Genomic DNA, 20,816 nt, shown 5'->3' with positions numbered 1-20,816 from the left:
CTCACCCACCCACAGGGCCTGCCGGCCCGGGGTCGGTCACACGTCGAAGTACAGCTCGAACTCGTGCGGGTGCGGGCGCAGCTGGAGCGGGGCGATCTCGTGGGTGCGCTTGTAGTCGATCCACGTCTCGATCAGGTCGGGCGTGAAGACGTCACCGGCGAGCAGGAACTCGTGGTCCGCCTCGAGGCGGTCGAGGACGGCCGGGAGCGAGGTCGGGACCTGCGCGACACCCGCGTGCTCCTCGGGGGCCAGCTCGTAGAGGTCCTTGTCGATCGGCTCGGCCGGCTCGATCTTGTTCTTGATGCCGTCCAGGCCCGCGAGCAGCAGCGCGGAGAACGCCAGGTACGGGTTGCCGGAGGCGTCGGGCGCGCGGAACTCGACGCGCTTGGCCTTGGGGTTGGAGCCCGTGATCGGGATACGCATGGCGGCGGAGCGGTTGCGCTGCGAGTACACCAGGTTGACCGGCGCCTCGAAGCCCGGGACCAGGCGGTGGTAGGAGTTCACCGTCGGGTTGGTGAAGGCCAGCAGCGACGGGGCGTGCTTGAGGATGCCGCCGATGTAGTAGCGGGCCGTGTCCGACAGGCCCGCGTAGCCGGCCTCGTCGTAGAACAGCGGGGAGCCGCCGGTCCACAGCGACTGGTGGACGTGCATGCCCGAGCCGTTGTCGCCGAAGATCGGCTTCGGCATGAAGGTCGCGGTCTTGCCGTTGCGCCAGGCGACGTTCTTCACGATGTACTTGAAGAGCTGGAGGTCGTCGGCCGCGGCGAGCAGCGTGTTGAACTTGTAGTTGATCTCGGCCTGGCCGGCGGTGCCCACCTCGTGGTGCTGGCGCTCGACCTGGAGGCCGGACGCGGCCAGCTCCAGGGAGATCTCCGCACGCAGGTCGGCGAAGTGGTCGACCGGCGGGGTCGGGAAGTAGCCGCCCTTGTAGCGGACCTTGTAACCGCGGTTGTCCTCGAGCGCACCGGTGTTCCAGGCGCCGGCCTCGGAGTCGATGTGGTAGAAGGACTCGTTCGCGGACGTCTGGAAGCGCACGCTGTCGAAGACGTAGAACTCGGCCTCGGGGCCGAAGTACGCGGTGTCGGCGATACCGGTCGACGCCAGGTAGGCCTCCGCCTTCTTCGCCACGTTGCGCGGGTCACGGGAGTACTGCTCGCCCGTGATCGGGTCGTGGATGAAGAAGTTGATGTTCAGCGTCTTGTCACGGCGGAACGGGTCCACGCGCGAGGTCGACAGGTCGGCGCGCAGCGCCATGTCGGACTCGTGGATGGCCTGGAAGCCGCGGATCGAGGAGCCGTCGAAGGCGAGCTCCTCGTCCGGGTCGAACGCCTCGACGGGCAGCGTGAAGTGCTGCATGACGCCCGGCAGGTCGCAGAAGCGGACGTCGACGAACTTGACGTCCTCGTCCGCGATGAACTTCTTGGCCTCGTCGGCGTTCTGGAACATCCAGCTCCTCCTACTCCCGGCCGTCGAGCCGGGGTGGTAGTTCGTTCGTGCGGCCAGTGCGGTGGCACACGCTGTCGTCGACCCTAAGGACGGGTGGTTTCTCGGGCGTGACCCATTTGTTTCGCACAAGTTAACCGGAGCCTGCCCGGTCTACCCCACCTGTCCGTATCGCGAAACGGGCGCAGTACCTTGGACGGGTGGACAACAGGGATGCAATCGGCTCGTGGCTCTCGGGGCCCCGCGCGGCCGCCGAGAACGCCGGAGTGGACTTCGGATACCGGGGTGAGCAGCTCGGCCTGCCGGAGGAGGGACCGGGCTCGATCGCCCGCCCCGGTCGGCGGCTCGGTGCGCTGGCGGTGGACTGGGGGCTCGGCGTCTTGATCGCATACAGCTTGATCACCGACGGCTACCGGCCCGCCACCGGCAACTGGGCCCTGCTCGTCTTCCTGGTGATGAGCCTGCTGACCGTCGGCACGGTCGGCTTCACCCCGGGCAAGCGTCTGTTCGGCCTGCGGGTGGTCTCCGTCGAGACCGGCGCCGTCAGCCCGCTGCGCTCCGCGGTGCGCACGGTGCTGCTGTGCCTGGCGGTGCCGGCCCTGGTCTGGGACCGCGACGGCCGCGGCCTGCACGACCGGCTGGCCCGGACGGTCGAAGTCCGCATCTGAGCACCGTCCACCCGCACAGGCCCTGACGGTCCGCCCGTGCTGGCCTTGGCGCCCTGCCCGCGCCGCCCTGCCCGCGGCGGCGCCGTCAGTCCCCCCGCCCGCGCCCGCCCCGGCGGCCGTCCCGCCCGGTGGGGTGCCCCGCCCGTGCGGGGCGCCGTCACCCTGCGGCCTGCGGTCGGGTCCGTACGACGGCGAAGGGGCGCCCGGAGTGATCCGGGCGCCCCTTCGGGACGTGAGGGGGAAGGACGGCTCAGCGGGCCTTGCCGCCGCCGCCCTTCGGCAGGCGCATGCCCTTCGGCATCGGGCCCTTGGGCAGCGGCATGTTGCTCATCAGGTCGCCCATGGCGCGCAGCCGGTCGTTGGTGGCGGTCACCTGCGGGCCCGCCAGCACCCGCGGGTACTTGAGCAGAGTGGTGCGCAGCTTCTTCAGCTCGACCTGGCCCTCGCCGGTGCCGACGATCACGTCGTGCACCGGGACGTCCGCGACGATGCGGTTCATCTTCTTCTTCTCGGCGGCCAGCAGGCTCTTCACCCGGTTCGGGTTGCCCTCGGCGACCAGGACGATGCCGGCCTTGCCGACGGCGCGGTGCACCACGTCCTGGCTGCGGTTCATCGCGACCGCGGGCGTCGTGGTCCAGCCCCGGCCGATGTTGTCCAGGACGGCCGCGGCGGCGCCCGGCTGGCCCTCCATCTGACCGAAGGCGGCCCGCTCGGCCCGGCGTCCGAACACGATCGCCGTCGCGAGGAAGGCGAGGAGGAAGCCCAGGATGCCCAGGTAGACCGGGTGGCCGATCAGGAAACCGATCGCGAGAAAGACGCCGAACGTGATGAGGAAGACACCCGCGAGAACGAAACCGATCGTCTTGTCGGCCTTGCGGGTCATCTTGAACGTCAGGGCGATCTGCTTCAGTCGCCCGGGGTTAGCGGCGTCCGCCGCGCTGTCACTTCTCGCCATGCCACGAAGTCTACGTGGCCCGGGAAGTGGCTACGACGGCAGGAGGGCGGGTGTGGGGAGTGCGGGGAGGGGGGTGGGTCAGGGACGGACGGAGGTGACCGCCTCGAGGACGCGCTGCGCCTCTACCCGGTCCTTGGCGCGGCGGCGGTCCTCCAGGACGGAGGTCCAGGCGTTGCGGCGGGCGGTGCGCTGACCGCTGCTCATGAGCAGCGACTCGACGGCGCGCAGGGCGGTGCTGAAGGTCGGGATCGCGGTGGCGCGAACGGGCGCGGCCTGCATGGTGGGTGTCCCCCTCGGACGGCTTCGGGTACGGGGCTGGTGCGGAGCTGGCGGAGCTGGTGCGGAGCTTTCTGAGCTGGTTCTCGTCTCGTGGTACCAGCGTCACTGTTCGGTGTTACCAGGGCGTGACCGACCGGTCAAACACGAATGAAACCTTGATGGGCGCGGCCGAAACGCTGACGCGGCCCCGGCGTACGCCCTCATCTGCGAGGACGGCCGGAGCCGCGTCATATCGGTCACTACTGGCGAGTAGCATCTTGTGCGGGAATTCACACAGTCGGCCTGCGTCCGTACGGCGCAAGCGGGCTGACGGCGCGTCAGACGGCCTGGGAGGCGATGTACGCCCCGCGCTTCTCGACGGCCATCCGGTACAGCCGTCCCGCACGGTAGGAGGACCGTACCAGCGGGCCCGACATCACGCCGGAGAAGCCGATCTGCTCGGCTTCCTCCTTCAGCTCGACGAACTCGTGCGGCTTCACCCAGCGCTCCACCGGGTGGTGACGCACGGAGGGCCGCAGGTACTGCGTGATCGTGACGAGCTCGCAGCCGGCGTCGTGCAGCTGCCGCAGCGCCTCGCCGACCTCCTCGCGGGTCTCGCCCATGCCGAGGATCAGGTTCGACTTGGTGACGAGCCCGTAGTCGCGGGCGGCCGTGATGACGCCCAGCGAACGCTCGTAACGGAAGCCGGGCCGGATCCGCTTGAAGATCCGCGGGACGGTCTCCACGTTGTGCGCGAAGACCTCGGGCCGGGAGGAGAACACCTCCGCCAGCTGCTCCGGGACGGCGTTGAAGTCGGGGGCGAGCAGCTCCACCTTGGTGCGCCCGGCCTCCCGCTGAGCGGTCTGCGCGTGGATCTGCCGGACGGTCTCGGCGTACAGCCACGCCCCGCCGTCGGCCAGGTCGTCGCGGGCCACGCCGGTGATGGTGGCGTAGTTCAGGTCCATCGTGACCACGGACTCACCGACGCGCCGCGGCTCGTCGCGGTCCAGCGCCTCGGGCTTGCCGGTGTCGATCTGGCAGAAGTCACAGCGCCGGGTGCACTGGTCGCCGCCGATCAGGAAGGTGGCCTCGCGGTCTTCCCAGCACTCGTAGATGTTGGGACAGCCGGCTTCCTGGCACACGGTGTGCAGCCCCTCGCTCTTCACGAGGTTCTGCATCTTGGTGTACTCGGGACCCATTTTCGCCCGGGTCTTGATCCACTCGGGCTTGCGCTCGATGGGGGTCTGGCTGTTGCGGACCTCCAGGCGCAGCATCTTGCGTCCGTCGGGTGCGACTGCGGACACGTCGGCTCCCTGCCTGTCTGCTTAGACTTTCGATTCTTCGGCGTACACCAGGGTACGCCCGTGTTTTTCGGGTCCTGCTGTGAGGCCGACCTCGGAGCCGAGGGGCCCCTTCCCGTCAGGCGGTCGCCCGCTCGATCTCCCGCGGTCTGGGTTCCGCGTTCTCGAGGACGTCCCTCAGGTGCCGCTCCACCACGGGGAGCACCTCGTCGATCGTCACGTCCCGGCCCAGTTCGTTCGCCAGCGAGGCGACGCCCGCGTCCCGGATCCCGCACGGGATGATCCGGTCGAACCACTTGTTGTCCGGGTTCACGTTCAGGGCGAAGCCGTGCATGGTGACGCCCTTGGCGACCCTGATCCCGATCGCCGCGATCTTGCGGTCCTCGCGCCGCTGGCCGGCGTTGGAGGGGGCGTACTCCGGACCGTTCAGCCGCGGGTCGAACTCCTCGTCGGTGAGCCGGGGGTCGAAGTCCAGCGACAGGCCGCCGAGCGAGGGGCGCCGCTCCACCGGATCGCCGAGCACCCACACCCCGCTGCGGCCCTCGATCCGGGACGTCTCCAGGCCGAACTCCGCGCAGGTGCGGATCAGCGCGTCCTCCAGGCGGCGCACATGGGCGACGACGTCCACCGGCCGCGGCAGCTTCAGGATCGGGTAGCCGACCAGCTGCCCCGGCCCGTGCCAGGTGATCTTGCCGCCGCGGTCCACGTCGACCACCGGGGTGCCGTCGAGGGGGCGCTCGTCGTCGGCGGTGCGCCGGCCCGCCGTGTACACCGGGGGGTGTTCGAGGAGCAGCACGGTGTCCGGCACCTCGTCGGTGAACCGTGCGGCGTGCACCCGGCGTTGCTCGTCCCACGCCTCCTGGTACTCGACGGCGTCCCCGCCGAACCCCATCCGGACGAACCGCAGCTCGCTCACGGCAAGCGCCTCCCTGGAAAGTCGTCAGGCGCGAAACGCGCCCAAGCCACTGTACGTCCGCGCGCTACGCGTCAGCTCGAGGGTCAATCCTCACACGATCGGATGAATGAACGTCGGTATCTGCGACCGCTTGCTCACGCTCCGCTACATTCGCGCCGTTCACCAGGCCGAACGGGCCGCCCACGGCAGCAGGACACTTCATCCGGGCACGTCAGCAGGCCCGGCAGGCAGGAGACCGCACCGCAGATGACGGAACGACCCGCGCAGCGCACTCCCAACCGCCAGCTCGCCGCGCTCATCGCAGAAGCGGGCTTCTCCAACGCGGGACTGGCCCGTCGCGTCGATCAGCTCGGCCTCGAACACGGGCTGGACCTCAGATACGACAAGACCTCCGTCACCCGGTGGCTGCGCGGGCAGCAGCCCCGGGGCACCACCCCGGCGCTCATCGCCGAGGTCTTCACCCGGCGGCTGGGCCGCCGCCTCACCGCCCAGGACCTCGGTCTGGACGCCTGCGCCCCCGTCTACGCGGGCCTGGAGTTCGCCGGCACCCCCGAGGAGGCCATCGACATCGTCGGCGGGCTCTGGCGCAAGGACTCCGGCAGCCACGCCGAGCTGCGCAAGATCGCCTTCACCCCCGCCGGACTGGTCGTGCCCAGCCGCGACTGGCTGATCGGACGGGCCGACGACAAGGTCGCCCGTGGTGAACCGTCCGCCCGGGTGCCCGCCCAGGGCCGCCAGGTCCTGCGGCCCGCTCCCGTCCAGCAGCCGATGCCGGGCCGGCCCGCCGAGGCCCCCGCGTCCGGGCCGGGCGTCCCCGCCGCCGTGCCCCGCCAGCGCGGCGGACAGGGCGGCGGGCAGGGCGCCGAGCGGGCCCTGGGCCAGCGGGTCACCGGCGGCGACATCTCCGCCCTCCGCTCGGTCGGCGAGCTCTTCCGCACCCTCGACGACCGGTACGGCGGCGGCCACGCCCGGCAGGCCCTCGTGCGCTACCTGGAGCACGAGTGCGAGCCGATGCTGCGCGGCTCCTACGGCGAGCAGACCGGCCGCCGGCTGTTCGGCGCGGCCGCCGACCTCACCCGCCTCGCGGGCTGGACCTCCTTCGACATCGCCGCGCACGGTCTGGCCCAGCGCTACTTCGTGCAGGCCCTGCGCCTCTCCCAGGCGGCCGGCGACCGGGCCTACGGCTCCTTCGTCCTCGTCACCATGAGCCGTCAGGCCGTCTACCTGGGCCACGGCCGCGAGGCCGTACAGCTCGCGCGGGTGGCCCAGCAGGGCGTCGGCACGGGCGCACCGCCCGTCGTCCAGGCACTGCTGCACTCGGCGGAGGCGCGCGGGCACGGGGTGCTCGGCGAGGTGCGCGCCTCCACCGCGGCGCTGGTGCGCGCCGAACGGGCGCTGGAGGCGGCCAAGCCCGGCGACGAGGTGCCGCACTGGGCGCGCTTCTTCGACGAGGCTCAGCTGGCCGACGACTTCGGGCACTGCCACCGGGACCTCCAGCAGTTCCGGGCGGCCGCCCAGCACGCCGAACGGTCGCTCCAGCTGCGCCCCGCCGCGCACGCCCGCAGCCGGCTGTTCTGCCGGGTCGTGCTCGCCTCGGCGCGGCTGGGCCTCGGCGAGCTCGACCAGGCCTGTCAGCTGGCCGCCGAGGCAGCGGGCCAGGCCGTGGAGATGCGGTCGGTGCGGGCGCTGGAGTACGTCAGGGACTTCGAGCGCAGGCTGGAGCCCTACAAGGACGCAGCCCCGGCCCGCACCTACCGAGACAGAATCTCAGCCCTGAGCTGACCCGAAGAGCGCCGGACCAGATGTTCCAGCCTGTCCGGCACCTCTCGCCTTGGGGGTGCCGGACCAGATGTTTCAGCCCGTTCGGCACCTCTCGCTTTCAGGACGCCGGACCGAGCGTTTCCGGCCCGTCCGGCGTCTCGTGCTTTCAAGGCGCCGGACCAGGCGTTTCCAGCCCGTCCGGCGCTTGAGGACGAGGCCCGTCCAGGGCCGAAGCGGGGGCCTGGGGGCGGCAGCCCCCAGACGGGCACGCGGCCCCGCGCAGGCCCCCGCCCAGGACCCGCTCAGGCCGCCGCAGGCACCCTCAGGCGGCCGCCTGCTCCCGCGGAACCCTCGGCAACGGCTCGGCCGCATGCAACGGCCCCGCGGCGCCGAGATCGGAGACGATCGACGCCGCGGCCCGGTGCCCCGAGTGCAACGCCCCCTGCACGGTGCTGGTGTCCCGGTGGTCGCCGCACACGTACAGACCCGCCAGCAACCGCACCGCCCGCCGCAGGTCGTGCGGCGCCCGCATGGCCGGGACCGCCTCGGCGGTGTGGTGCACGGCCAGCGTCTCCCAGCGCGCCGTCGAGGTGCCGTACAGCCGGGCCAGGTGCGTGCGCACGGCCGTCTCGACGTCCGGCGGCGGTGTGCCGAGGACCGTGGACGAGATCAGCGCGCGTCCCGCCGGCGCGCGGCTCGGGTCGACCCGGCTGACGACCGCCGTGTGCGCGACCGGCCCGCCCCGGTCGGCGTCGAGGAGCAGCGACGCACCGGTCGCGGGCGGCTCGTCCGTGGTGTGGTGGACGACCGTCACCGGATGGAAGTCGGGCACCCGCAGCCCGGGCAGCAGCTCCGCGGCGGTGCGCGCGTCGGTGGCCACCAGTACGGCGCGGCAGCGGAACTCACCGTGCTCGGCGGTGGTCACCGAGGTCGTGGAGACCGAGGTGACCCGCACGCCGGTGTGCACGGTGCCCGGCGGCAGGGTCGCGGCGAGCAGCTCGGGCAGTACCTCGGCTCCGCCCTCCGGCAGCGAGAGCCGGCCGGCCGCGAAGGCGCGCAGCGCGAGATCCGCGCACCGGCTGGAGGTGGTGAGGTCCGGGTCGCAGAGCAGCGCGGTGAGCAGCGGCCGCAGGAAGCCGTCGACGGCGCGTGCGGGGAGCCCGCGGGCCGCGAGGGCCCGGGCCGCCGTCGACTCCGGGCGGCGCATCAGCCGCTCGGCCGGGGTGACCGCGATCCGGGTGAGCGCGGCGCCCAGCCGGGCCTGGTCCACGGCGCTGCCCAGGGGCGCGCCGGGCCGGATCCTGGCCGGCGGCGCGGGCCGGATCCCGGCGGCGGGGGAGCCGCCGGCGCGCGGCCTGGGCAGCGCGCCCGGCCGGGGAGCGCTCGCCAGGGCGCGTACGGCGTGTAATGCGCCCCTTGCGCTCCCCGCGCCCGCCTGGACGCCCGCACGGTGGTGGCGTCCGTCGCTGTGCAGCAGCACCCCCGGCGCGAACGGGCGCAGGACGAGTGCGTCCAGCCCCGGTGTCAGGGCCAGTTCGGGATACGCCGTGGACATCAGCTGTCCGATGCGGTCGAGCCGGAACCCGTCGACCTTCTCCGTCGACATGCGGCCGCCCACGCCATGGGCGGCCTCCAGGACTGCGGTCGTTACTCCTGCGCTGGCCAGCCGATGCGCGGCGGAGAGTCCGGCGACGCCGGCTCCCACCACGACGACATCTGCCTGGTACGCGGGCTCAAGCACGTGCCCCTCCTCGAGGTTGCGCGGCCGGTGGAGACGTCATGCCCCGGGCGGCCGTCCGGGATACCCGAGTTCGGGTCGAGGTTAGGGCTGCAATCGGTCAGGAGCAGTCGCGCATGAACAGGGCACGGTCGCACGGCGGTCGCATACGGTCACGTGCGGGATCACGCTGCCCGGATGGCGTCCTCGATCCCCGCAAACGCGAAGGTGAACCCCGACTCCAGCAGTCGCTTCGGCACCACCCGCGCGCTGCCCAGCACGTCCCCGGCCATCTCGCCCAGCACCGTGCGCAGCACCGGCGCCGGCACCGTGAACAGCGTCGGCCGGTGCAGCACCCGGCCCATCGCCTCGGTGATCTCACGGTTGGTCAGCGGCTCGGGCGCGGTCAGGTTGAACGGCCCCGACAGGTCGTCGCGGTCGAGCAGATGCCGGATCGCCGCCACCTCGTCGTGCAGCGCGATGTACGACCAGTACTGGCGGCCGTCCCCCATCCGCCCCCCGAGCCCGGCCGTGAACAGCGGGAACAGCTTGCCCCAGGCCCCGCCGCCGCGCGCCACGACCAGCCCGGTGCGGGTCAGGACCGTCCGCACGCCCGCCGCCCGCGCGGGGTCCGCGGCCGCCTCCCACTCCACGCACAGCTCCGGCAGGAAACCGCGCCCGGCGGGCGAGTCCTCGTCGGCGATCCGCTCGCCCGTCTCGCCGTACAGCCCCATCGCGCTGCCGTTCACGAACACCCGCGGCCGCTCGTCGAGCGAGGCGACGGCCTTCGCCAGCGCCGCCGTGCCGTGCACCCGGCTGTCGTGGATCCGCTTCTTGTACTCCTCGCTCCAGCGCCGGTCGCCGACCCCGGCCCCCGCCAGGTTGACCACGGCACCGCACCCGGCGAGCCCCGCCGTGTCCACCTGCCCCCGCTCGGGGTCCCAGCGCACCTCGTCCGCGCCCCGGGGGGCGTGCCGCACGAGGCGCACCACCTCGTGCCCGTCCGCGGTCAGGGACCGCACCAGCGCGCTGCCGATCAGACCGGAGGCGCCGGCCACCGCGATTCGCTCACGTTCCATGTGGTCATCCTGCCCCGGCCGCCGCGGAAAACCCCGGTGGGACGGCCGCCCCGTCACCTTAGGGTGACGGTCATGCCCGAACCTCTCGCGCCCCGTATCCGCGCCGCCCGGTCCGCCGACGCCGAGGCGCTGGCCCTCGTCGACCGCCTGACCTGGTCCCCGCTGCACGCGGTCATGCCCGAGCCGCAGCCGCCGTACAGCCCGTTCTTCGACGAGCGTCACGTCCCCGAGGACTACCTGGTCGCCGAGACGGACGACCGTGTCGTCGGCTACGTCCGCCTGGCCAGGCCCACCTCGCTCGCCTGCAACGCGCACGTCCGGCAGATACAGGGCCTCGCCGTCCTCGACGAGGGGCGCGGCCGGGGCGTGGGACGGGCGCTGATCCGCGCCGTGCTCGACGAGGCCCGCCGCCAGGGCGCCCGCCGCATCACCCTGCGCGTCCTCGGCCACAACACCCCGGCCCGCAAGCTCTACGAGTCCGAGGGGTTCGTCGTGGAGGGCGTGCTGCCGCAGGAGTTCCTGCTCGACGGGGAGTACGTGGACGACGTCTTCATGGGGCGCCCGCTGTAGGCGGACGGGCGCCTGCCGCGGCCGGGCGCCCCCGGCGGACCCGTGCCCCGGCTCAGGAGGTCGTCAGCCTGCCGGTGTCCACCGGCTTGGTCGCCCGGGCCGCCCGCTCGGCGTCGTCGGCGACCTCCGCCGCCGTCAGCACGTACCCCGTCTCGTCGTCGGAGGTGGAGCGGGCGAAGACGACGCCGTAGACCCGGCCCGTGGTGGTCAGCAGCGGTCCGCCCGAGTTGCCGGGGCGGACCGTGGAGCGGATCGAGTAGATCTCCCGGGTGACGATCTCGTCGTTGTAGATGTTGCGGCCGGTCGCCTTGACCCGGCTCGCGACCGTGGCTGCCTGGAGGTTCAGGTCGCCGTCCTGGGGATAGCCGGCGACGACCGCCGAGTCCCCGCGCGCGGCCTCGTCGTCGAAGGCGAGCACCGGGGCCTTCAGATGCGGCACGTAGAGGACGGCCACGTCCTTGTCCGGGTCGAAGAGGACCACCCGCGCGTCGTAGGACGGCCCCACGCCGCCGATGCGCACGGTCGGATGGTCGATGCCCGCCACCACGTGCGCGTTGGTCATCACGTGCTCGCTCGCGTAGACGAAGCCGCTGCCCTCACGGCCCTGGTCGCCCGAGGACCCCTCGATCTTCACCGTGCTCGCCTTCGCCGCCTCGGTCGCGCTCGGTGTGACGCTGTCCCCGGTGGGCTTGGCGACCGCGGCCGTCGACTCGTTCTCGAACGGGTTGAACACCTGCGGGAAGCCCGCCTGGGTCAGCGCCGACGTGGCCCGCGAGAACCAGGTGGGCGTGGTGTCCGGCATGGCGTCCTGCACCGCCCCCAGCAGCCGCGAGTCCCGTATCGACGACGTGACCACGGGGGACGAGGACGCGCCCAGCACGCTCGCCGCCACCCACGCCACGATCAGCACCGCCACCGCGTTCGCCACGGCCCCGCCGACGCCGTCGGCCACCCTGAGCGGACCGCGGTCCAGCTCCCGCCGCAGGCGCAGCGCCAGCCGCCCCGCCAGTTCGTGTCCGGCCACCGCCGGGAGCAGGACCGTGAACACCGCTGTCACCGTCGCCGCCGTGGTGCCGGGCGTCACCAGGTCCATCAGCCACGGCAGCACCCACACACCGATCACCGCGCCGCCCACGAACCCGGCCAGCGAGACACAGCCGGCCACCAGTCCGCGCCGGTAGCCCGAGCCGGCGTAGGCCAGCATCACCAGCACCAGCAGGATGTCGAGCAGGTCCACACGGCCGCCTTTCTGTCGGAACCCCCGGTCGGTGAGTACGTGCGGGAGGGGCCCAGTGATCAGCTACCCATCGATCACGCGCGTGTGACGCCGCGAACCCGGACACGCGTGCGTGCACCCCGAAAAACGTCGCGGGCCGGGACGATGGTTCCACCAGGTGGCACAGCACACATCGCGGGCGGACCGGAACGGGCCGACAGTGGGGTCATGTGTGCCCTCCGACCGGCCGCCCGCGGCGCGCGCGGAACGCGGGGACGGCGCCCGGCGCGGATACCGGGCCCCCTCCTCGTGCTCCTCGGCTGTCTGCCCGGGCTCGCCGCCGTCACCGCGCTCGGGCTGTGCGCGGGCGGCGTGGACCACGCCGCCACGGCCGCTCGGGGCGCGGGCCGCCCGCCCGCCGCCCGGCCCGCGACCGCCCACGGGGCGGTCCGACCCGCCGTCGTGCCCCGCTCCGCCTGGCTGGACGACCTCGCCCGGCACGCGCAGCCGCCGCCGCGGTACGACGACAAGGTCGTCGCCGTCTTCGTGCACCACACCGACTCGCCCAACGGCTACGCCTGCGCCGACGCGCCCCGGATCATCCGCTACCTGTACGCCGGCCAGACCGGCGCCCGGGACTGGGACGACATCGGCTACAACTTCCTGGTCGACCGCTGCGGCACGATCTACGAGGGCCGGGCGGGCGGCATCGACCGGCCGGTCACCGGCGCCCACACCCAGGGCTTCAACCACCGCACGGCCGGCATCGCCGCGCTCGGCACGTTCACCGCCGGGGTCCCGGTGCCGCAGGCCATGGTCGACGCGATCGCGGCCCTGACCGCCTGGAAACTCGGGCTGTCCGGCGTCGACCCGCGCACGCACGTGACGCTGACCTCCAGCAACAGCCGCAGCCGGTACGCCTCCGGCACCACCGCCACCCTGCCCGCCCTGGCCGGGCACCGGGACGGCTACATGACCAGTTGCCCCGGCGCCGCCCTCACCGCCCGCCTCCCGGAGATCCGCGCCAAGGCGGCCCTGCTCCAGGGCAGACAGGCCGCCGGGCGGGCCGAGGCGGCCGCACGGACTCTCACAGGAACGCCTTAGGCCGCGTTCAGGGTTCTCCCATGCCCGCCTCCTACGGTCATGAGCAAGACGAACCGACTGGAGGTGGGGATCATGAACAGCAGTCGTGCCCGGTCCACGCAGGCCACGGCGCGCGGGGGCGACCTCGGGGCCCCGCAAGGCGCGCCAGCCCCGGCCGGCGGCCTCGACGGAGCCGGCGCGGACGGCGCCGCGACCGACGGGCAGCGTCCCGGCCGGAGCCGGGGCGCGCGCAGCCCCTGGGCCGTGCTCTGCGCCGTGGCCGCGGTCGTCCTGGGCCCGGCCGCGACCACCGCGTCCGCCCTGGAGCAGGCCAACAGGGCGCCGCTGCACCACGCGGTGCGGATCGACCCGGCACCGGCGTACATCCCGGCGGACAGCACCCGCCGCAAGCCCGCGGCGTGACCCCCCGCAGACGTCACCGGACGGGGGTCACTCCTTGAAGCGCTGCCACAGCCGGGGATACCGCTCGGCCAGCGCCCCCTCGTTCTCCAGGGCGACCGGAGTGCCCTCGGGTTCGGCGGGCGCGGGCGGGATGCCCAGGTCCGGGGCGACGGTCCCGGTGAGCTGCTCGTAGGCCTCGTCGGCCGCGTAGCCGAGTTCCTCGCCGTCGCCGTCGATCTCCTCGTCGAAGTCGTCCAGCAGGTCGGCGAGCGCGTCCGGGTCGTTGTGCAGGGCGCCCTCGAAGACCTCGCGGCCCTGTCCGATCAGCCAGCACCGGAAGAAGTCGAAGACGTCGTCGCCCGCCCCGTTCAGGAGCAGCGAGGCGGCGCCCCACAGGTCCCAGCGGTAGGCGCGGTTGAAGCGGGACTCGAAGTGCCGCGAGAAGTCGAGCACGGACTCCGGGTCCAGGCGGACCAGCCGCTCGACGAGCAGATCGGCCTGCTCCTCCGGATCGCCCTCGGCGGCCTCGCGCGAGGCGTCCACCAGCTCCCAGAACTCCGTCTCGTCCATCACGCGTCCAGCATCGTGCCTCGCCGTGCGCCACGCACCCGGAGTGCCCGGGATCGCGACGGGACCTTCACTCCCCGGGAACGCCGTAGAGCGCCGTCAGCCGTGCCGCCTCCGCGGTGAACCGTTCCCGCAGCGCGGCGGGGGAGACGACCTCGGCCTCCGGTCCCAGCGCCCTGAGCTGGGTGTGCGCGACCTCCTCCGACTCCACCCGCAGGGTGAGCGTCACCCAGCCGTCCTCGTCCGGCCGCGCGGCGCACCCCAGCGCGTCCCGGGCGGCGACCGGGTCCACGGCGTGCGGCAGTGCGCGCACCCCCGCGGGAGAGAGCCGCAGGACCACCTCGGACCGCAGGATCGACCGCGCGAACCGCTCGGCCTGCGCACCCCAGAAGCCGGGCAGGTCGAAGTCCTCGTCCCTGCTGAAACGATCCTTCAATGCCTCGGCCCCGACGAACCGGTCGATGCGGTACGTCCGCAACGCCCCCGCCCCCCTCTCAGCGGCCGCCGCCTTCTCCGCGGCCGCCCCCGAGCCCTTCTCCGGGGCCGCCCCCGACGCCGTGCCGCGCACCCGGGCGCACAGGTACCAGACGCCCGCCTTGAGCACGAGCCCGTACGGCTCCAGCTCCCGCACCACCTCGCTCTCCCCGCGCCGGTAGCGCGCGCTCACGCGCCGGTCGTCCCACACCGCGTCCGCGATCAGCGGCAGCAGGGCCGGCGCGGCCGGTTCCCGGAACCAGGCGGGCGCGTCCAGATGGAACCGCTGCGCCGCCGTACGCGGGGCGTCGCGCAGCGAGGGCAGCAGGGCCGCCGACACCTTCAGCCGGGCGGCCGACGCCACGTCCTCGAGCCCCATCTCGCGCAGCGCCCCCGGCACCCCGCTCAGGAACAGCGCCTCGGCCTCACCGCGCGCCAGCCCCGTCAGCCGCGTCCGGTACCCCCCGACGAGCCGGTAGCCCCCCGCCCGCCCCCGCTCCGCGTACACCGGCACGCCCGCCTCGGACAGCGCCTGCGCGTCCCGGGTGACGGTCCGCTCCGACACCTCCAGTTCCCGGGCCAGTTCGGACGCGGTCATGGTGGGCCGGGACTGCAGGAGCAGCACCATCTTGATGAGGCGGGCAGCGCGCATGGGGACATGATGCCGGGGCCCACCGACAGCGAAGGGGGGTACGGCCGCAGCCGTACCCCCCTTCGTCGAAACGTGACCTACAGGCCGTAGCGCTCGCGCGCCTCCTTCACCGCGGTCGCCTTGACCTCGCCGCGGCGGGCGAGCTGCGCGAGCGCGGCCACGACGACCGACTCCGCGTCGACGCCGAAGTGCCGGCGGGCCGCCTCACGGGTGTCGGAGAGGCCGAAGCCGTCCGCGCCCAGCGAGGACCAGTCCTGCTCGACCCACTGCGCGATCTGGTCGGGGACCTGGCGCATGTAGTCCGAGACGGCGAGGACGGGGCCCTCGGCGCCCTGGAGGGCCTGCCGGACGTACGGCAGCCGCTCCTCGCCGCGCAGCAGGGCCGCGTCGGCCTCCAGCGCGTCGCGGCGCAGCTCGGTCCAGGAGGTGGCGGACCACACGTCCGAGGCCACACCCCACTCCTCGGCCAGCATCCGCTGCGCCTTGAGCACCCAGTGGATCGCCGTGCCGGAGCCCAGCAGCTGGATGCGCGGGGCATTGGCGGCGGCCACCTGCACGCCCGCCGACTCCGCCGTGTTGAAGCGGTACAGGCCCTTGAGGATGCCCTGGTCGACACCGGGGTCCGACGGCTTGGCCGGCTGCGGCATCGGCTCGTTGTAGACGGTGAGGTAGTAGAAGACGTTCTGGTCCTCACCGGGGGCGGCCTCGCCGTACATCCGGCGCAGACCGTCCTTGACGATCGCCGCGATCTCGTAGGCGAACGCCGGGTCGTAGCTGAGCGCGGCCGGGTTGGTCGCGGCGATGACCGGGGAGTGGCCGTCGGCGTGCTGGAGGCCCTCGCCCGTCAGGGTCGTGCGGCCGGCCGTCGCGCCGACGAGGAAGCCGCGGCCGAGCTGGTCGCCGAGCTGCCACATCTGGTCGGCCGTGCGCTGCCAGCCGAACATCGAGTAGAAGATGTAGAACGGGATCATCGCCTCGCCGTGCGTGGCGTACGCGGTGGAAGCGGCGATGAAGTCGGCCATCGAACCGGCCTCGGTGATCCCCTCGTTGAGGATCTGGCCGTTCTTGGCCTCCTTGTAGTACATCAGCTGGTCGCGGTCGACCGGCTCGTACGTCTGGCCCTTGGGGGAGTAGATCCCGAGCGACGGGAACAGGCTCTCCATGCCGAAGGTGCGCGCCTCGTCGGGGACGATCGGCACCCAGCGCCGGCCCGTCTCCTTGTCGCGGACTAGGTCCTTGACCAGCCGGACGAAGGCCATCGTAGTGGCCACGTTCTGGGAGCCGGAGCCCTTGTCGAAGGAGGCGAACGCCTTGTCGGCGGGAGCCGGCAGCGGCGCGAGCGCGTGCGTACGGCGGGCCGGGGCCGGGCCGCCGAGGGCCGCGCGCCGCTCCTGGAGGTAACGGACCTCGGGGGAGTCGGCGCCGGGGTGGCCGTAGGGGACCACGCCGTCGACGAAGTCGGCGTCCTTGATGGGCAGCTCGAGCAGGTCGCGCATCGTCTTGAACTCGTCCACCGAGAGCTTCTTCATCTGGTGGTTGGCGTTCTTCGACGCGAAGCCCTCGCCGAGGGTGTGGCCCTTGACCGTCTGGGCCAGGATGACCGTCGGGGCGCCCTTGAACTCCACGGCGGCCTTGTAGGCGGCGAACACCTTGCGCGCCTCGTGACCACCGCGGGAGAGGTGGAAGCACTCGAGGATCTTGTCGTCGCTCAGCAGCTTCGCCAGCTCGGCCAGGGCCGGGTCCTTGCCGAAGAAGTCCTCGCGGATGTAGGCGGCGCCGCGCGTCTGGTACGTCTGGACCTGGGCGTCCGGCACCTCGCGCAGCCGGCGTACCAGCGCGCCCGTGGTGTCGAGCTGGAACAGCTCGTCCCAGGCGGAGCCCCACAGCGACTTGATCACGTTCCAGCCGGCGCCGCGGAACTGGGCCTCCAGCTCCTGCACGATCTTGAAGTTCGCGCGGACCGGACCGTCGAGGCGCTGGAGGTTGCAGTTGATGACGAAGGTCAGGTTGTCCAGACCCTCGCGGGAGGCGAGGGCGAGGGCCGCCGTCGACTCGGGCTCGTCCATCTCGCCGTCACCGAGGAACGCCCACACGTGGGACGCGGAGACGTCCTTGATGCCGCGGTTGGTGAGGTAGCGGTTGAAGCGCGCCTGGTAGATGGCGGAGAGCGGGCCGAGACCCATCGACACCGTCGGGAACTCCCACAGCCAGGGCAGCCGGCGCGGGTGCGGGTACGACGGGAGGCCGTTGCCGCCCGCCTCCTGGCGGAAGTTGTCGAGGTGCTGCTCGGTCAGCCGGCCGTCGAGGAAGGCGCGGGCGTAGATGCCGGGGGAGGCGTGGCCCTGGATGTAGAGCTGGTCGCCCGACCCGTCGGCCTCCTTGCCCTTGAAGAAGTGGTTGAAGCCGGTCTCGTAGAGCCAGGCGGCGGAGGCGAAGGTGGCGATGTGGCCGCCGACGCCGTGCTTGCTGCCCCGGGTGACCATCGCGGCCGCGTTCCAGCGGTTCCACGCGGTGATCCTGCGCTCCATCTCCGGGTCACCGGGCGCGGAGGGCTCGGCGGAGGTGGGGATGGTGTTGACGTAGTCCGTCTCGAGCAGCTTGGGCAGCGCGATGCCGTTGCCCTCGGCGCGCTCCAGCGTGCGGCGCATCAGGTACGCGGCACGGTGCGGCCCGGCCGCCTTGGCGACCGCGTCCAGGGAGGCCTGCCATTCGGCGGTCTCCTCCGGGTCCCGGTCGGGGAGCTGGTCGAGCGCGCTGGGCTGGATGGCCTGGGGGTCGGTCATGTCGCCGCCTTCCTCAGTCGAAGGGGGTTCCCTGTGAGGTGTATCGGGGGGTGCCCTCGGTCTTTGGCAGGACAGGGCGTGGGGCTCTGGTGCGATGCCGTGTGTGGCTCCGCCAGCGGCCCGTCGAGGACTGTAACCCCCTGATCGATGATCGATCAAAGGGTTGAAGGGCAAAACCTCTCGATTGCGAGAAAGTAGGCACGGGGTGCCTGTCGGGCAGGCACCCGGTGCCGCGTGAAATGGGGGTTTTCGCAGGTCGGAGCCCACGTATGAGCGCGTGTACGCTCCACTGAACAACGGCGCCTACGGGCGGGGAGCGCACCCCAGGACGTGCGCCTTCACCAGCTCGGCGATCCTCGGATCCTGCCGCCGGAACGCCTGGACGAGCTCCTCGTGCTCCTCCGCGTACGACTGCTGCACGGTCCCCAGCCAGCGGATCGACAGCGCCGTGAACACCTCGATGCCGAGACCCTCCCAGGTGTGCAGCAGGACCGAGTTGCCCGCCGCCCGCACCAGCTCACGGTGGAACCCGACGGTGTGCCGCACCTGGGCCGTGCCGTCCGCGTCGCGGTCCGCCTCGTACAGCGCGGCGACATGCGGTTCGAGCGCCGAGCAGTCGTCGGCCAGGCGCTGCGCGGCCAGCTCCGCCGCGATCGCCTCCAGACCGGCCCGCACGGGGTAGCTCTCCTCCAGGTCCGCGGCCGTCAGGTTGCGCACCCGCACGCCCTTGTTCGGCGCGGACTCGATCAACCGCAGCGACTCCAGCTCGCGCAGCGCCTCCCGCACCGGCGTCTGGCTGACCTCCAGCTCGGTCGCGATCCGGCGCTCCACGATCCGCTCGCCCGGCTTCCAGCGCCCGCTGACGATCCCCTCCACGATGTGCTCGCGGATCTGTTCGCGCAGCGAGTGGACGACGGGCGCGGTCATGAAGGCTCCTTCGAGAGGGGCCGCACGGGCCTCCGGGGGCGTTTGACGTTTAGACAATACGGCCGGGGGCCCGTGGAGGAGAGGCGCACGGGGGCGCTTTTACGCAGGTGAGACGAGACTTACACGTCCACACCGGAGCCGCTCTGTAAAGACCGGTACCGGACAGGTCCCGGCCGGGAGCCGTCCGGGACCGGCGAACGGAAAGCCCCCGCCCGGAAGTCCGGACGGGGGCACCCGTGCTGAGCCGTGGGGGTCACCGGCAGGTCAGAGGCCGAGCTCGACCTCGAACTCGCCGGCCTCCAGGATCGCCTTGACCGCGGTCAGGTAACGGGCCGCGTCGGCGCCGTCGACCAGACGGTGGTCGTAGGACAGGGTCAGGTACGTCATGTCGCGGACGCCGATGACCGTGCCCTCCTCCGTCTCGATGACGGCCGGACGCTTGACCGTGGCACCGATGCCGAGGATCGCGACCTGGTTCGGCGGCACGATGATCGTGTCGAACAGCGCGCCGCGCGAGCCGGTGTTGCTGATGGTGAAGGTCGCGCCGGACAGCTCGTCCGGGGTGATCTTGTTCGCACGGACCTTGCCCGCCAGGTCGGCCGTGGCCTTGGCGATGCCGGCGATGTTCAGGTCGCCCGCGTGCTTGATGACCGGGGTCATCAGGCCCTTCTCCGAGTCCACCGCGATACCGATGCTCTCGGTGTCGAAGTAGGTGATCGTGCCCTCTTCGACGTTGATCCGGGCGTTGACGGCCGGGTGGGCCTTCAGCGCCTGGGCCGCTGCCTTCACGAAGAACGGCATCGGGGAGAGCTTGACGCCCTCGCGGGCCGCGAAGGAGTCCTTCGCCTGCGCGCGGAGCTTCATCAGCCGGGTGATGTCGACCTCGACGACCGAGGACAGCTGCGCCTGCTCGTGCAGCGCCTTGACCATGTTGTCGCCGATGACCTTGCGGATGCGGGGCATCTTGACGGTCTGGCCGCGCAGCGGGGAGGCCTCCAGCTTCGGAGCCTTCTTCGCGGCGCTCGGCGCGGCGGCGGCCGGAGCCGGAGCCGCGGCGGCGGCCTTCGCGGCCTCGGCGGCGGCGAGGACGTCCTGCTTGCGGATACGACCGCCGACACCGGTGCCCTTGACGGCGGCCAGGTCGACGCCGTTCTCGGCGGCGAGCTTGCGCACCAGCGGGGTCACGTAGGCGCCGTCGTCACCCGCGGGAGCGACGGGCGCGGGGGCGGCCGGGGCGACCGGAGCCGGAGCGGCCGGCGCGGGCGCGGGGGCCGGGGCCGCGGCGACCGGGGCGGGCGCCGGGGCGGGGGCGGGCGCAGGAGCCGGCGCGGCCGGAGCCGGGGCAGGCGCGGGGGCCGGGGCAGCGGCGGCGGGCGCCGGAGCGGCGGGGGCCGGGGCGGCGGCCGGAGCCGCGCCCGGGGCGCCGATGACGGCGAGCTTGGCGCCGACCTCGGCGGTCTCGTCCTCGCCGACCGTGATCTCGAGCAGCACACCGGCGACGGGCGCCGGGATCTCGGTGTCGACCTTGTCGGTCGAGACCTCGAGCAGCGGCTCGTCCTCGGCGACCTCCTCGCCGACCTGCTTCAGCCAGCGGGTGACGGTGCCCTCGGTGACGGACTCGCCGAGCGCGGGCAGGACGACGTCCGTGCCCTCGGCGGAACCGCCGCCGCTGGCGGCCTCGGCGGTGGGAGCGGGGGCCGGGGCCGCCTGCTCGGTGGACGGCGCGGCAGCGGCCGGCTCCGGGGCGGGCTCGGCGACCGGCTCGGCGGCCGGCGCCGGAGCGGCGGCCGGGGCGCCGGTGCCGTCGTCGATGACGGCCAGCTCGGCGCCGACCTCGACCGTCTCGTCCTCGGCGACCTTGATGGAGGCCAGGATGCCGGCGGCGGGGGAGGGGATCTCGGTGTCGACCTTGTCGGTCGACACCTCGAGCAGCGGCTCGTCGGCCTCTACGCGCTCACCCTCGGCCTTCAGCCAGCGGGTGACAGTGCCCTCGGTGACGCTCTCGCCGAGCGCCGGAAGGGTTACGGAAACCGCCATGGTTTCG

General features: G+C 72.8%; 18 protein-coding genes. 5 read left to right on the top strand and 13 right to left on the bottom strand.

The window, feature by feature from the left end; translation table 11 throughout:
* Positions 1-36 precede the first annotated feature (36 nt).
* Positions 37-1,446 (bottom strand): type I glutamate--ammonia ligase, encoded by a 1,410-nt coding sequence (glnA, locus tag Saso_RS00940; protein ID WP_189917007.1) that lies wholly within the window; start codon positions 1,444-1,446, stop codon positions 37-39.
* 197 nt (positions 1,447-1,643) lie between these two features.
* On the opposite strand from glnA, the gene Saso_RS00935 reads away from it, so the two are divergent.
* A complete protein-coding gene (locus tag Saso_RS00935) occupies positions 1,644-2,111 on the top strand; it encodes an RDD family protein (RefSeq protein ID WP_189917005.1) in 468 nt (155 codons plus the stop codon).
* Between the two features lie 250 nt (positions 2,112-2,361).
* Here Saso_RS00935 and Saso_RS00930 read toward each other — a convergent pair whose 3' ends face one another.
* From Saso_RS00930 to lipB, 4 genes are all read right to left on the bottom strand, one after another.
* Complete coding sequence (locus tag Saso_RS00930; RefSeq protein ID WP_189917003.1) at positions 2,362-3,066, bottom strand: DUF4191 domain-containing protein; 705 nt, start codon at positions 3,064-3,066, stop codon at positions 2,362-2,364.
* 78 nt (positions 3,067-3,144) lie between these two features.
* Positions 3,145-3,345 carry an SCO2195 family GlnR-regulated protein gene (locus Saso_RS00925; protein ID WP_109006070.1) on the bottom strand — a complete coding sequence of 67 codons (201 nt, stop codon included), beginning with the start codon at positions 3,343-3,345 and terminating at the stop codon, positions 3,145-3,147.
* A gap of 317 nt (positions 3,346-3,662) precedes the next feature.
* Positions 3,663-4,628: a lipoyl synthase gene (gene lipA / locus Saso_RS00920; protein WP_189917001.1), complete on the bottom strand. Its 966-nt coding sequence runs from the start codon at positions 4,626-4,628 to the stop codon at positions 3,663-3,665.
* A 115-nt stretch (positions 4,629-4,743) separates the two neighbouring features.
* On the bottom strand, positions 4,744-5,541 hold the full coding sequence (lipB, locus tag Saso_RS00915; RefSeq protein WP_189916999.1) for a lipoyl(octanoyl) transferase LipB: 798 nt from the start codon (positions 5,539-5,541) through the stop codon (positions 4,744-4,746).
* A gap of 246 nt (positions 5,542-5,787) precedes the next feature.
* On the opposite strand from lipB, the gene Saso_RS00910 reads away from it, so the two are divergent.
* Positions 5,788-7,323: a regulator gene (locus tag Saso_RS00910; protein ID WP_189916997.1), complete on the top strand. Its 1,536-nt coding sequence runs from the start codon at positions 5,788-5,790 to the stop codon at positions 7,321-7,323.
* Positions 7,324-7,624: 301 nt separating this feature from the next.
* Here the strand turns inward: Saso_RS00910 and Saso_RS00905 are convergent, their stop codons facing one another.
* Together Saso_RS00905 and Saso_RS00900 are read right to left on the bottom strand one after the other, a co-directional pair.
* Positions 7,625-9,043 (bottom strand): NAD(P)/FAD-dependent oxidoreductase, encoded by a 1,419-nt coding sequence (locus Saso_RS00905; protein ID WP_189916995.1) that lies wholly within the window; start codon positions 9,041-9,043, stop codon positions 7,625-7,627.
* Between the two features lie 161 nt (positions 9,044-9,204).
* The gene (locus Saso_RS00900; protein WP_189916993.1) at positions 9,205-10,098 is read right to left on the bottom strand and encodes a TIGR01777 family oxidoreductase; all 894 of its coding nucleotides are present in this window, start codon (positions 10,096-10,098) and stop codon (positions 9,205-9,207) included.
* Positions 10,099-10,170: 72 nt separating this feature from the next.
* On the opposite strand from Saso_RS00900, the gene Saso_RS00895 reads away from it, so the two are divergent.
* Complete coding sequence (locus tag Saso_RS00895; RefSeq protein WP_189916991.1) at positions 10,171-10,668, top strand: GNAT family N-acetyltransferase; 498 nt, start codon at positions 10,171-10,173, stop codon at positions 10,666-10,668.
* Between the two features lie 52 nt (positions 10,669-10,720).
* Here the strand turns inward: Saso_RS00895 and Saso_RS00890 are convergent, their stop codons facing one another.
* Positions 10,721-11,905 (bottom strand): MarP family serine protease, encoded by a 1,185-nt coding sequence (locus tag Saso_RS00890; RefSeq protein ID WP_189916989.1) that lies wholly within the window; start codon positions 11,903-11,905, stop codon positions 10,721-10,723.
* Between the two features lie 207 nt (positions 11,906-12,112).
* On the opposite strand from Saso_RS00890, the gene Saso_RS00885 reads away from it, so the two are divergent.
* Positions 12,113-12,988, top strand: a complete 876-nt coding sequence (locus Saso_RS00885) for a peptidoglycan recognition protein family protein (RefSeq protein WP_372442384.1) — start codon at positions 12,113-12,115, stop codon at positions 12,986-12,988.
* Between the two features lie 72 nt (positions 12,989-13,060).
* The gene (locus Saso_RS00880) at positions 13,061-13,390 is read left to right on the top strand and encodes a hypothetical protein (RefSeq protein WP_189918587.1); all 330 of its coding nucleotides are present in this window, start codon (positions 13,061-13,063) and stop codon (positions 13,388-13,390) included.
* 27 nt (positions 13,391-13,417) lie between these two features.
* Here the strand turns inward: Saso_RS00880 and Saso_RS00875 are convergent, their stop codons facing one another.
* From Saso_RS00875 to sucB, 5 genes are all read right to left on the bottom strand, one after another.
* Positions 13,418-13,939: a DUF4240 domain-containing protein gene (locus Saso_RS00875; protein WP_189918462.1), complete on the bottom strand. Its 522-nt coding sequence runs from the start codon at positions 13,937-13,939 to the stop codon at positions 13,418-13,420.
* Between the two features lie 67 nt (positions 13,940-14,006).
* Positions 14,007-15,062, bottom strand: coding sequence for a helix-turn-helix transcriptional regulator (locus tag Saso_RS00870; protein WP_189916986.1), 1,056 nt, complete (start codon positions 15,060-15,062; stop codon positions 14,007-14,009).
* 77 nt (positions 15,063-15,139) lie between these two features.
* Positions 15,140-17,845 carry a pyruvate dehydrogenase (acetyl-transferring), homodimeric type gene (aceE, locus tag Saso_RS00865; protein WP_189916984.1) on the bottom strand — a complete coding sequence of 902 codons (2,706 nt, stop codon included), beginning with the start codon at positions 17,843-17,845 and terminating at the stop codon, positions 15,140-15,142.
* Between the two features lie 303 nt (positions 17,846-18,148).
* Entirely contained in the window at positions 18,149-18,772 is a 624-nt protein-coding gene (locus Saso_RS00860) for a GntR family transcriptional regulator (RefSeq protein WP_189916982.1), read from the bottom strand.
* Between the two features lie 264 nt (positions 18,773-19,036).
* A complete protein-coding gene (sucB, locus tag Saso_RS00855; RefSeq protein WP_189916980.1) occupies positions 19,037-20,809 on the bottom strand; it encodes a 2-oxoglutarate dehydrogenase, E2 component, dihydrolipoamide succinyltransferase in 1,773 nt (590 codons plus the stop codon).
* Between the last annotated feature and the right edge of the window lie 7 nt (positions 20,810-20,816).

The organism is Streptomyces asoensis (assembly GCF_016860545.1).
In the GTDB taxonomy this organism is placed as follows: domain Bacteria; phylum Actinomycetota; class Actinomycetes; order Streptomycetales; family Streptomycetaceae; genus Streptomyces; species Streptomyces asoensis.
This window is presented reverse-complemented; position numbering and strand designations above follow the sequence as displayed.

What these genes read in the sequence shown, in the direction of transcription:
- glnA (WP_189917007.1), bottom strand. Translation starts at nt 1,446, where the DNA reads ATGTTCCAGAACGCCGACGAGGCCAAGAAGTTCATCGCGGACGAGGAC.
- Saso_RS00930 (WP_189917003.1), bottom strand. Translation starts at nt 3,066, where the DNA reads ATGGCGAGAAGTGACAGCGCGGCGGACGCCGCTAACCCCGGGCGACTG.
- Saso_RS00925 (WP_109006070.1), bottom strand. Translation starts at nt 3,345, where the DNA reads ATGCAGGCCGCGCCCGTTCGCGCCACCGCGATCCCGACCTTCAGCACC.
- Saso_RS00910 (WP_189916997.1), top strand. Translation starts at nt 5,788, where the DNA reads ATGACGGAACGACCCGCGCAGCGCACTCCCAACCGCCAGCTCGCCGCG.
- Saso_RS00900 (WP_189916993.1), bottom strand. Translation starts at nt 10,098, where the DNA reads ATGGAACGTGAGCGAATCGCGGTGGCCGGCGCCTCCGGTCTGATCGGC.
- Saso_RS00895 (WP_189916991.1), top strand. Translation starts at nt 10,171, where the DNA reads ATGCCCGAACCTCTCGCGCCCCGTATCCGCGCCGCCCGGTCCGCCGAC.
- Saso_RS00885 (WP_372442384.1), top strand. Translation starts at nt 12,113, where the DNA reads ATGTGTGCCCTCCGACCGGCCGCCCGCGGCGCGCGCGGAACGCGGGGA.
- Saso_RS00880 (WP_189918587.1), top strand. Translation starts at nt 13,061, where the DNA reads ATGAACAGCAGTCGTGCCCGGTCCACGCAGGCCACGGCGCGCGGGGGC.
- Saso_RS00875 (WP_189918462.1), bottom strand. Translation starts at nt 13,939, where the DNA reads ATGGACGAGACGGAGTTCTGGGAGCTGGTGGACGCCTCGCGCGAGGCC.
- Saso_RS00870 (WP_189916986.1), bottom strand. Translation starts at nt 15,062, where the DNA reads ATGCGCGCTGCCCGCCTCATCAAGATGGTGCTGCTCCTGCAGTCCCGG.
- aceE (WP_189916984.1), bottom strand. Translation starts at nt 17,845, where the DNA reads ATGACCGACCCCCAGGCCATCCAGCCCAGCGCGCTCGACCAGCTCCCC.
- Saso_RS00860 (WP_189916982.1), bottom strand. Translation starts at nt 18,772, where the DNA reads ATGACCGCGCCCGTCGTCCACTCGCTGCGCGAACAGATCCGCGAGCAC.
- sucB (WP_189916980.1), bottom strand. Translation starts at nt 20,809, where the DNA reads ATGGCGGTTTCCGTAACCCTTCCGGCGCTCGGCGAGAGCGTCACCGAG.